8 protein-coding genes are annotated in these 11,159 nt (G+C 70.2%); 4 read left to right on the forward strand and 4 right to left on the reverse strand.

The genetic code is table 11. The annotated features are described in order from the left end of the window. Both QR78_RS29190 and QR78_RS29195 read left to right on the forward strand, forming a co-directional pair. Positions 1-381, forward strand: a 381-nt coding sequence (locus QR78_RS29190) for an extensin-like domain-containing protein (protein WP_048431126.1), incomplete at its 5' end; no start/stop codon positions are given. Between the two features lie 92 nt (positions 382-473). Then, complete coding sequence (locus QR78_RS29195; protein ID WP_053221153.1) at positions 474-1,583, forward strand: L,D-transpeptidase family protein; 1,110 nt, start codon at positions 474-476, stop codon at positions 1,581-1,583. A 277-nt stretch (positions 1,584-1,860) separates the two neighbouring features. Here QR78_RS29195 and gyrA read toward each other — a convergent pair whose 3' ends face one another. Then, positions 1,861-4,626, reverse strand: coding sequence for a DNA gyrase subunit A (gene gyrA, locus QR78_RS29200; RefSeq protein WP_048431127.1), 2,766 nt, complete (start codon positions 4,624-4,626; stop codon positions 1,861-1,863). Positions 4,627-4,941: 315 nt separating this feature from the next. Between gyrA and QR78_RS29205 the strand changes: the two genes are divergently transcribed. Beyond that, complete coding sequence (locus QR78_RS29205; protein ID WP_048431128.1) at positions 4,942-6,168, forward strand: MFS transporter; 1,227 nt, start codon at positions 4,942-4,944, stop codon at positions 6,166-6,168. Between the two features lie 80 nt (positions 6,169-6,248). On the opposite strand, the gene QR78_RS29210 is transcribed toward QR78_RS29205, so the two are convergent. Continuing rightward, positions 6,249-6,635: a DUF2934 domain-containing protein gene (locus QR78_RS29210; protein ID WP_048431129.1), complete on the reverse strand. Its 387-nt coding sequence runs from the start codon at positions 6,633-6,635 to the stop codon at positions 6,249-6,251. A gap of 327 nt (positions 6,636-6,962) precedes the next feature. Between QR78_RS29210 and QR78_RS29215 the strand changes: the two genes are divergently transcribed. Beyond that, entirely contained in the window at positions 6,963-7,934 is a 972-nt protein-coding gene (locus QR78_RS29215; RefSeq protein ID WP_244276528.1) for a metal ABC transporter solute-binding protein, Zn/Mn family, read from the forward strand. 45 nt (positions 7,935-7,979) lie between these two features. On the opposite strand, the gene QR78_RS29220 is transcribed toward QR78_RS29215, so the two are convergent. Together QR78_RS29220 and QR78_RS29225 are read right to left on the reverse strand one after the other, a co-directional pair. After that, complete coding sequence (locus tag QR78_RS29220; RefSeq protein WP_048431130.1) at positions 7,980-9,266, reverse strand: ArgE/DapE family deacylase; 1,287 nt, start codon at positions 9,264-9,266, stop codon at positions 7,980-7,982. Between the two features lie 244 nt (positions 9,267-9,510). Beyond that, positions 9,511-11,082, reverse strand: coding sequence for a GMC oxidoreductase (locus tag QR78_RS29225; protein WP_048431131.1), 1,572 nt, complete (start codon positions 11,080-11,082; stop codon positions 9,511-9,513). Positions 11,083-11,159: the final 77 nt, after the last annotated feature.

The raw sequence follows: 11,159 nt of genomic DNA on the forward strand, positions 1-11,159 counted from the left end.
CTTGCCGAGAGTGCGCTCGCCGATCACCCGTACCTCGGTGCTCCAGCGGGCGAGCGCACTCTCGGCAAGGCCCCGCAGACGTTCCGGATCGGCGGCTCCTACGAGTGCCGCGGGCAGAACCACGACCCGAGCGCCAAGCTGAGCGAGCACGCCTATGCCAACGGGATCGACGTGATGGGCTTCACCCTGGACGGCCGGTCGCCGATCGCCGTCGGGGCGAGCCGCGAGGGGACGCCGGAGGCGGCGTTCGAAGCCGCCGTAAGGGGCCGGGCCTGCGGCTTCTTCCGCACCGTGCTCGGGCCCGGCTCCGACCCGGCCCACGCCAACCATCTCCACCTCGACGAGCGCGAGCGGCCCGCCGGCCATCGCCTGTGCCAGTAGGGACATGCCGTCGACGATGCCGCCTGGGAACGTCCGCCCGCGTCCGGCGCTTCTAAGGCTCTGCGGTTCTTCGTAGGTCGGGAGTGGATCGGATGCGGTCGGCGGCGAGGCTCGGGGCGGTTCTGGTGGTGATGGGTTGCGCGGGGACGGCCGGTGCCGCGGAGACGCCCTTGACCGCGGAGGCGATCAACCAGGCGCAGTTCGCCGCGGGCTTGGCGGAGGGCGCCGCGGAGCCCGGCCAGTCCGCGCCCGACAAGGCGGAAGCGGGCCGCGAGACCGCGAAGGAGACGGGCAGGGAGAAGGCCGCCGCCGAGAAGCGCCCCGACCCGCTGACGATCCGGACCCAGGTGCTGCTCGACCGGGCCGGGTTCTCCCCCGGCGCCATCGACGGGCGCGAGGGCGACAACCTGCGCGGGGCCCTCGCGGGATTCGCCAAGGCCAAGGGTCAGGCCTTCTCGGGCCGCCTCGACGCCGCGGTGTGGCAGGCTCTCGCCGGCACCAGCACCGACCCGGCGGTGCAGCGCTACACCCTGACCGAGGAGGATGCGGCCGGCCCCTACGCCAAGGCGATCCCGCCGAAGATGGAGGAGCAGGCCGACCTGAAGGCGCTGTCCTACACCTCGCCGGCCGAGATGCTGGCCGAGCGCTTCCACATGAGCCGGGGCCTGCTCGAAGCCCTCAACCCCGATGCGGTACTGACCAAGGCCGGCACGGTGATCACGGTGGCGGCGGTGCCGCCGATGGAGACCGGACGCATCCCGGGCAAGGAGCTGCCCGAGGCGCCGAAGGTCAAGCGGATCGAGGTCGACAAGCCGGCGCTCCAGGTCCGTGCCTACGGCGAGGACGGCGCCCTGATCCACCTCTACCCGGCCTCGATCGGCAGCGAGGAGAAGCCGGCGCCGAGCGGCACCCTGACGGTCGAGGGCGTCGCCTTCGACCCGACCTACACCTACAACCCGAAATACGAGTTCAAGGGCGTCGAGGCGAAGCGCAAGTTCACCATCAAGCCCGGCCCGAACAACCCCGTCGGTCTCGTCTGGATCGACCTCTCGGGCAACGACGGCTACGGCATCCACGGCACGCCCGAGCCGGAGAAGGTCGGCAAGACCGAGTCCCACGGCTGCATCCGGCTGACCAACTGGGATGCCCGGGATCTGGCCAAGCACGTCGAGCGGGGTGCGAAGGTCGATTTCGGGAAATAGATGTTACCGATCGACACCCGCCTCGTTATTCCGGGGCCGCGACAGCGGAGCCCGGAATCCAGAGCCGCCGAGGGTGCAGAACAAGGTGGATAGCGGCCTGTGTGATTCTGAAAAACTTGCGCTTCTGGATTCCGGGCTCCGCTGCGCGGCCCCGGAATGACGCAGTAGGTTTCAAGACAGTCGAAGCAGAATTGCAATCCGAAACAAGAACGCCGTGTCCGCGAGCCGATTGGCTCACGGACACGGCGTTCCGGGTCAGCCGGGTCAAAGGGCCCGATCAGGCCCCCTCGATCTCCCCGGCATCGCCCTCACCCTCGACGTCGGCCTCCGCCTCGCCTTCGCCCTCGATATGCTCGACCGACACCACCTTCTCGGTCTTGTCGGTGTTGAAGACCGTGACGCCCTGCGAGGCGCGGCCGACGACGCGGATGTCGTCCACCGGCACGCGGATCAGCTTGCCGGCATCGGTCACCAGCATGATCTGGTCGCTGGTCTCGACCGGGAACGAGGCCACGAGGGTGCCGTTGCGGGCGTTGACCTCCATCGCCTTGATGCCCTTCCCCCCGCGGCCGGAGATCCGGTACTCGAAGGACGAGGTGCGCTTGCCGAAGCCGCGCTCCGACAGGGTGAGGACGAACTGCTCCGCCGCCCCCATGCTGATGTAGCGGTCCTGCTCCAGGTTGATCGCGGCCGCGGCCTCCTCGCCCTCGGGCTCGGCATCGGCCGGCAGTTCGATCGCCTCGCCGGTGGCGCGGCGGTCGGCGTTGGCGCGCTTGAGGTAGGCCTGGCGCTCCTCGGGCGAGGCCTCGAAGTGGCGCAGGATCGTCATCGAGATGACCTCGTCGCCCTTGGCGAGGTTGATGCCCCGCACGCCGGTCGAATCGCGGCCCTTGAACACCCGCACGTCGGTGACCGGGAAGCGGATGCACTGGCCCGCCCCCGTGGTCAGCAGCACGTCGTCGGCCTCGGTGCAGATCTCGACATGGACGATGTGGTCGCCCTCGTCGAGCTTCATGGCGATCTTGCCGTTGCGGTTCACCTGCACGAAGTCGGACAGCTTGTTGCGCCGCACGCTGCCGGAGGCGGTGGCGAACATCACGTCGAGCGTTTCCCAGGACGCCTCGTCCTCGGGCAGCGGCATGATGGTGGTGATGCGCTCCTTGCCCTGGTCGAGGGGCAGGATGTTGACGAGCGCCTTGCCGCGCGCGTTCGGCGCCGCGAGGGGCAGCCGCCACACCTTCTCCTTGTAGGCTTGGCCCTGCGAGGAGAAGAACAGCACCGGCGTGTGGGTGTTGGCCACGAACAGCCGGGTGACGAAATCCTCGTCGCGCATCGACATGCCGGCCCGGCCCTTGCCGCCGCGGCGCTGGGCCCGGTAGGTCGAGAGCGGCACCCGCTTGATGTAGCCGGCATGCGACACGGTGACGACCATGTCCTCGCGCTGGATCAGGTCCTCGTCCTCGACGCTGGAATCCCAGTCGAGGATCTCGGTCCTGCGCGGGGTCGCGTACTCGGCCCGGACTTCCGCCAGCTCGTGCTTGACGATGCCCATGATGCGGGCGCGCGAGCGCAGGATGTCGAGGTAGTCGGCGATCTCGTCGGCCAGCCGCTTCAGCTCGTCGCCGATCTCGTCGCGGCCGAGCGCGGTCAGGCGCTGCAGCCGCAGGTCGAGGATGGCGCGGGCCTGGGTCTCGGACAGCCGGTAGGTGCCGTCCTCGCGCAGGCGATGGCGCGGATCGTCGACGAGCGCGATCAGCGGCGCGATGTCCTCGGCCGGCCAGTCGCGGGCCATCAGGGCCTCGCGGGCCGAGTTCGGGTCCGGCGAGGTGCGGATCAGACGGATCACCTCGTCGATGTTGGCGACCGCGATGGCGAGACCGCACAAGACGTGGGCGCGCTCGCGCGCCTTGTTCAGCAGGAACTTGGTGCGGCGCGACACGACCTCCTCGCGGAAGTCGATGAAGGCCTGGATCAGGTCCTTGAGATTCAGAAGCTCGGGCCGGCCGCCGTTCAGCGCCACCATGTTGCAGCCGAAGCTCGTCTGCAGCGGGGTGTAGCGGTAGAGCTGGTTCAGCACCACGTCGGCGACGGCGTCGCGCTTCAATTCGACGACGATGCGCATGCCGTCGCGGTCGGATTCGTCGCGAAGATCCGCGATGCCCTCGACGCGCTTCTCGCGCACGAGGTCGGCGATCTTCTCGACGAGCGAGGCCTTGTTCACCTGATACGGGATCTGGGTGAAGATCAGCGCCTCGCGCTCCTTGCGCAGCTCCTCGATATGCGACTTCGCCCGCATGATCACCGAGCCGCGGCCGGTCATGTAGGCCGAGCGGGTGCCCGAGCGCCCGAGGATCGCGCCGCCGGTCGGGAAGTCCGGGCCCGGGATGATGTCGTTCAGGCCCTCGATGGTGATCGCCGGATCGTCGATCAGCGCGATGCAGCCGTCGATCACCTCGCCGAGATTGTGCGGCGGGATGTTGGTCGCCATGCCGACCGCGATGCCGCCGGCGCCGTTGACGAGGAGGTTGGGGAAGCGGGCGGGCAGGACCGCCGGCTCGTCCTTCGACTCGTCGTAGTTCGGGTTGAAGTCGACCGTGTCCTTGTCGATATCCTCGAGGAGCGACATCGCGGGCTTGGCCAGACGCGATTCGGTGTAGCGCATCGCGGCGGGCGGATCGCCGTCGACCGAGCCGAAATTGCCCTGGCCGTCGACCAGCATCAGCCGCATGGCGAAGTCCTGCGCCATGCGGACGAGGGCGTCGTAGATCGACTGGTCGCCGTGCGGGTGATACTGGCCCATCACGTCGCCGACGATGCGCGCCGACTTCACGTACTTGCGGTCCGGCAGGTAGCCGTTCTCGTACATGGAGTACAGGATGCGGCGATGCACGGGCTTGAGGCCGTCGCGCGCGTCCGGCAGGGCGCGGCTGACGATCACGCTCATCGCGTAGGCCAGGTAGGACTGGCGCATCTCGTCGGTGATCGAGACGGGCTTGATGTCGGTCGCGGGCGGGGGGGCGCCGGTCGGGTCGTTCTCTGCCAAGGTCTGTCTCTCGTCGCGGCCCGCGCGGGCTCACATCTCGCTGCCGGCAGGCTTAGCCGAATTCGCCTCCGAGCACCAGCCTGAAGGGCACCGGCGCAGGACGCGGAAGGCGAAGCAAATCAGCATCTTAGATGGGCGTTCCGGGGATGTTCCACAAGCCCGCACGACCCTGTGGACGAGTGTCCCGCGAAGTCGTTAGAGATTGGCAAAGGATGCGGGAGCGAGGGGACCGGAAACGAGGGCCCGCCCGCGCCGGGAGACCGCCATGGACCCCGTGACCCTCTGCATGCCGGGCCCGGATCGGGAACGGACGCCGTGAGCGCGCAAGGGCGCTGGCCGGTGATCGCGGCCTTGGGCGTGACGCAGATCTTCGCCTGGGGCTGCAGCTACTACCTGCTGACGGTGCTCGGGCCCTCGATCGCGGCGGAGACCGGCTGGCCGCTGCCGTGGATCTTCGGCAGCCTCACCGCCGGCATGCTGGCAGCGGGCGCCGTCGCGCCCCTCGCCGGCCGCCTCATCGGGCGCCATGGCGGCCGGCCGGTGCTCGCGGTGTCGTCCGGCCTCCTCGCCACGGGCCTGACGCTCCTGGCGCTGGCGCCGAACCTGCCGGTCTTCGCCCTCGCCTGGCTGGTGATCGGCCTCGGCATGGGGTCGGGGCTCTACGACGCGGCTTTCGCCACCCTGGGGCGGCTCTACGGCGCCGATGCGCGCCCGTCGATCACGGCGCTGACCCTGTGGGGCGGTTTTTCGAGCACGCTGTGCTGGCCGCTCTCGGCCTTCCTGCTGGCGCATCTCGGCTGGCGCGGCACCTGCCTGAGCTACGCCGCCCTGCAACTCACGCTGTCGCTGCCGCTGATCCTCGGCCTGGTCCCGCGGGCGCCGCCGCGGCCGCCACCGGCCCCCGGCACCCGCGCCGACATCGCGCTGACGCCCGGGGAACGCTCGACCTTCCTGGTGCTTGCGGCCGTGGCGACCTGCACCAGCGTCGCCACCTCGGTGATCTCGGTCCACCTGCTGACGCTGCTCCAGGACCGGGGCCTGACGCTGGCGGCCGCCGTCTCCCTCGGCACCCTGATCGGCCCGTCGCAGGTCGGCGCCCGGCTCCTCGAGGTCGCCAACCGCAGCCGGCACCATCCGATCTGGACGCTCACCGCCGCGGTGGCCCTGATGGCCGCGGGTCTCGTCCTGCTCTGGGCCGGTCTCGTCGCCCCCGCCCTGGTGCTGGTGATCTACGGCGCCGGCAACGGCCTCTACTCGATCGCCCGCGGCACCCTGCCCCTCGTCCTGTTCGGGCCCGAGCGCTACGCCGGGCTCCTCGGCCGGCTGGCCAAGCCGAGCCTCGCCACCCAGGCGCTCGCGCCGTCGGCCGCCGCGTGGCTCATCGCCCATCGGGGAGCCGATGCGACGCTGGCCGTCCTCGCGGTCCTGGCGCTGGTCGACGTCGCGCTCGTCGGAATCCTGTGGCGCCTGCACCGTCGCGGGGCGGCGGCGCCCCGGCCGGTCCACGACCAAAAGCCCCTTCCGCAGGGCGGCAGGGGCTGAAGCGCAAAAAACCCCTCCCGCGAGGCGGGAGGGGTCGAGGTCCGAGCGCGGCGCGTTCCTGCTTTCCGGAACGCCGGCGGTCAGTGGGTGGTCACGGTCTCCGCCGCAGCGCTCCGGCGCCGGCGCGGGGCGGGCTTTGCGGCCGCCTGCGCCAACTCGGTCACGGCCTTCACCGCGGCCTTGGCGGCGGGGGTCTCGGCGGCAACTTTCTTGGCGGCGGGCTTGCTGGCGACGGACTTGCGGGCCGCAGGCTTGCGGGCCGGCTTGGCTACCACGTCCGCCGGGACGGCCTGCGCCTCGACGGCCTCGTCCGTGCCGCTCTCCCGCGCGGCGACGGGCGCCTCGCTCGCGCCGCGCAACTCCTGCTCGGCCAGGGCCCAGTAATGCGCGTCGCGGCCGTGCCTGCGGCCGTCGCGTTCCCAAAGGGCGTAGGCCCGCTCGCGGATGCTGGTCTCGATGTGATCCATCCCGACCTCCTGTTGGTTCATGTGGGCGGACCTTCGCGAGTCATGGTTAAGGAAAGCCTAATCATCACTGTCCAAGGCGCGTGGACCCTCGACGGCGAGGGCGGCGGGCCGGACCGCACTTGAGCGACGATCCGGCCCGCCGGTGACACCGTCCGAGCGAAACCGGCAGGAACGGGGTGACCCGCGCACCCTGGACGCCTCACCCGCACCCGTCCTCGATCCAGGTTAACGGGCGGGCCATCTCCAGGGCAGCGATGATGTAACAATGTTGCAATTACCGGCCCGTCGGCCTAGGGGAGGCGCGGGATCGAGCGAGGGAACGGCACGATGCGCGGGTTGAGAATCGGGATGCTGCTGGTGGCCCTGGCCGGGTCCTTGAGCCTCGGGTGGAGCGCGCCCACGGCAGCGCAGTCCCCCATTTCGGCGCCCGTCGCAGCCGAGCCCGCGAAAGCGGAACCGACCCGGGTCGTGGCGTCGTTCTCGATCCTCGGCGACCTCGTGCGCCAGGTCGGCGGCGATCGTGTCGCCGTCACCACGCTCGTCGGGCCGAACGGCGACGCGCACAGCTTCGTGCCGGCCCCGGCCGACGCCCAGGCGGTCGCGGCCGCCCGCCTCGTCGTGGTCAACGGGCTCGGCTTCGAGGGCTGGATCGACCGCCTGATCAAGGCGTCGGGCACCAAGGCCATGGTGGTGGTCGCCGCCAAGGGCGTCGTCCCGATCGAGGAGGACGAGAGCGGGCAGGAGCCGTCCCATGCTCACGGGCACGACCACACGATCGATCCCCATGCCTGGCAGAACGTCGCCAACGCCAAGCGCTACGTCGTCGCCATCCGCGACGGTCTGACCGCGGCCGACCCCGCCGGCGCGGCGATCTACGCGGCCAACGCGACGGCGTATCTCGCGAAGCTCGACGCCCTCGACGCCGAGATCCGGACGGAACTGACGGCGATCCCCGAGGCGCGCCGGCGCATCGTCACCACCCACGACGCCTTCGGCTACTTCGCCAAGGCCTACGGGATGCGCTTCCTCGCCCCCCAGGGCGTGTCGAGCCAGAGCGAGGCCACCGCCCGCGACGTCGCCGCCATCGTCCGGCAGGTGCGCCGCGACAAGATCCCGGCGGTCTTCCTCGAGAACGTCTCCGATCCGCGGCTGATGCAGCAGATCGCCCGCGAGAGCGGCGCCAAGGCGGGAGGCCGGGTCTTCTCCGACGCCCTGTCCGAGCCCGGCGGCCCGGCCACGACCTATCTCGACATGATGCGCCACAACGTGCGGGAATTCGTGGCGGCGCTGAAGGCGTGAGGGTGCGGGCGACGGAGCCATGCCGGCTCCGTCGCCGCCCTCCCTCTACGCGGCCGTCTCGGTCCCGCACCACTCGGCGACGAACAGGGCCATCGCGGTGGTGATGCGCTTGAGCGAGGCGAGGCTGACCCGCTCGTCGAAGCCGTGGATGTTCTCGCTCTTCGGCCCGTAGCAGAGCGCCGGCACCCGGTCGTAGAGGGCGTGGACCCGGGTATCGAGGTAGCCGGCGGTCATGAAGCTCTCGAGTGCGCGGCCGGTCGCCGCTTCGTGCGCGCGGCCGAGCACGGCTTCCGCCTCCGAGCCCTCGTCGAGCACGTAGCCCTCGGCGAAGAAGCCGTGGAAGCTGACGCTCGGCGGGCTGTTCGACAGGAAGGCGTCGTCGCGGGAAAACGCCGCCACCGCCGCCTCGATCTCGCGGGCGGCCTCCGCGGCGCTCACCCCCGGATAGAGCGCGATGCGGCAATCGATCCGGCACCAGGCCGGCACCGAGGAGGCCCAGTCGCCGCCCTCGATCCGGCCGATATTGAGGTTGATCGGGTGCGCCTCGCCCTCGAAATGCGGGCGCCCGGCCTTGTCGGCGTTCCACCTTTCCTCCAGCGCCCGCAGCGCGCCGATCACCCGGTAGGCGGCGTCGATGGCGTTGGCGCCGGTGCCCATCTCGCGGACATGGACCGGCCGGCCCCGGACCTCGACCCGGAACCACAACACGCCGGTATTGGCGCGCACCAGCATCTCCTCCTCGGGCTCGGGGATCAGCACCGCGTCGGCGCGGTAGCCGCGCAGATGGGTCATCAAGGCGCCGTTGCCGGTCGATTCCTCTTCCACCACCGATTGCAGCGTGACGGTCGCGGCGGGCTGGAGGCCGATGCGCCGCAGGGCATCGAGGACGAACAGGTTGGCGGCGTGCCCCGCCTTCATGTCGGCGCCGCCGCGGCCGTAGAGCCAGTCGCCCTCCACCACCGGCTCGAAGGCCGGGTGGGTCCAGAGGTCGGCGGGGCCCGGCGGCACCACGTCGACATGGGCCTGGAGGATCAGCGAGCGTCCGCGCTCCTCCCGCGGCCGGTGGATGCCGACGACGATCGGCGCCTCGGAGTGCTCGGGGCTGAACCGGGCGCCGCCGGGATGCGCCTCGATCTGCGCCCGGTCCATGGCGAAGCGGTCCATGGCGTAGCCGCGGTCGCGAAAGCTGCGAAAGACGAAATCCTGGATCGCCTGCTCGTCGCCCCGGATCGAGGGAAAGCGCATCAACGCCTGGGTGTGGGCGATCTGCTCGGAAAAGCCGTCGGCCACGGCCGTGATGATGCGGTCGCGCAGGGCGGGGTCCAGGGGCATGCGGGGCTCCTCTGAGGGCGCCCCCGTCATAGCCCGGGAAGCGGCGGCGCACCTATGCGCGCGGTGCGCGACGCCTTGCACGGTCCGATCCCCGCGCCGGACGACCGGGGCGGGGATGGAGGTCTGATACCCAATCAGGAAGATCACTTCCGGACTGGGTATCACAAGCCCGCGCGGCGCTTGAGCGAAGCCGATTTCCGCGCCGCGAAGCGATCAGGCGGAAATCATACGAGAAGGCTCAGCGCTACGCGCCCAGCCGCCCGATGATGTGGTCGGCCACCCGCAGCGAGTTGGCGATGATCGTCAGGGTCGGGTTCACGGCGCCGATCGACGGGAAGAAGCTCGCATCGGTGACGTAGAGGTTGTCGAGCTCGTGCGCCTTGCAGTCGAGGTCGAGGACGGAGGTCGCCGGGTCGGTGCCGAATCGCAGGGTCCCGGCCTGATGGGCGGTGCCGCCGATCGGCACGTCCTTGCCGAGATAGAGCGAGCGGTCGAACAGGTGCGGATGGATCTCGAGCCTGGAGCAGAGATCGCGCAGCTTGGCCTTGAGCCGGTGCAACGCCTCCTCGTTGGTCTGCGTGAGATCGAGCCGCACCTTGCCGTTCTCGTAGAAGATGCGGTTCTGCGGGATGGGCAGGTCCTCGGTGGTGAGCCAGAAATCGAGGGAATGGGCGGCGATCCAGTCGAACGGCTTTTCCGGGAACCATTGCAGGAAGCCCGGCAGGCCCTCGCCGCGGATCTGTACCCCGTCCGACTTGCCGACCATCTGGATGTGGCCGAGGGGATAATCCCAGTCGTCGGCGCCGAAGTAGAAGTCGTTGAGGCCGAGCGTCTTCTGGAACCGGGTCGGGTTCGGGGTGCGGGAGATGGCCAGCACCGTCGAGTTGTTGTGCCGCATGTAGTTGCGGCCGACCTGGCCCGACCGGTTGGCGAGCCCCTGCGGGTGGGCGTCGCTGGCGGAGCGCAGCATCAGGAGCGCCGAGGAGAGCGCGCCGCAGGCCACCACCACGATGTCGCCGGTGAACACCTCGGTCGCGTCGCCGCGCTTGACCTCGACGCCGGTGACCGTCCGGCCGGCCGGATCGGTCAGCAGCCGGTCGACATAGGCGTTGGTCATCAGCGTGAGGTTGTCGTGCGCCGCGAGCGCGGGATCGACGCAGGTGACCTGCGCATCGGCCTTGCCGTTGGTGATGCACGGGTAGCCGTCGAAGGCATCGCAGCGGATGCAGGCCGAGTGCGGCAGGGGCTTGCCGTCGCGCTCGTCGAGCCGCACCCCGACCGGCAGGTGGAACGGGTGATGGCCCTCGCGCTTCAGCCCGTCGAACAGCTCCTGGATCCGGGGCTCGTGGGTGATCGGCGGGTAGGCGTAGGGTTTCGAGGATGGCGGCTCGGTCGGATCCTCGCCGCGCTGGCCGTGGACGTAGTAGAGTTCCTCCGCCGCCTGGTAATACGGCTCGAACACGTCGTACTTCACCGGCCATTCCGGCGAGATCCCGTCCGGGTGGCGGATTTGCCCAAAATCCTTCTCGCGCAGGCGGAGCAGGACCGAGCCGTAGACCTTGCTGTTGCCGCCGACGAAGTAGTGCAAGCCGGGATGGAAGCTCGACCCGTCGGCGCCGTACCAGGTCTCGGGCGCCTGGTAGCGGGCATCGACGAAGACCGCCTGGCTGTCCCAGTTCTCCCGCTCCCGCGGCAGGTAGTCGCCGCGCTCGAGCAGCAGGATGCGCTTGCCGGTCTGGGCCAGCCGCCACGCCATGGTGCCGCCGCCCGGCCCCGACCCGACGATGACGACGTCGTAGTGCCGGTTCTCGCTCATCGGTGGGTCCCCTCGTCCGCGAAAAAGCCGCGGGATGACGCAGGGCCGGTCGACCGTGCGAGGCGGATATGGCGGGG

This window comes from Methylobacterium indicum (assembly GCF_001043895.1).
Lineage (GTDB): Bacteria > Pseudomonadota > Alphaproteobacteria > Rhizobiales > Beijerinckiaceae > Methylobacterium > Methylobacterium indicum.

Excerpts from the sequence above, each read along its gene's own strand:
- QR78_RS29195 (WP_053221153.1), top strand. The coding sequence starts at position 474 with ATGCGGTCGGCGGCGAGGCTCGGGGCGGTTCTGGTGGTGATGGGTTGC.
- QR78_RS29215 (WP_244276528.1), top strand. The coding sequence starts at position 6,963 with ATGCGCGGGTTGAGAATCGGGATGCTGCTGGTGGCCCTGGCCGGGTCC.
- QR78_RS29220 (WP_048431130.1), bottom strand. The coding sequence starts at position 9,266 with ATGCCCCTGGACCCCGCCCTGCGCGACCGCATCATCACGGCCGTGGCC.
- QR78_RS29210 (WP_048431129.1), bottom strand. The coding sequence starts at position 6,635 with ATGGATCACATCGAGACCAGCATCCGCGAGCGGGCCTACGCCCTTTGG.
- QR78_RS29225 (WP_048431131.1), bottom strand. The coding sequence starts at position 11,082 with ATGAGCGAGAACCGGCACTACGACGTCGTCATCGTCGGGTCGGGGCCG.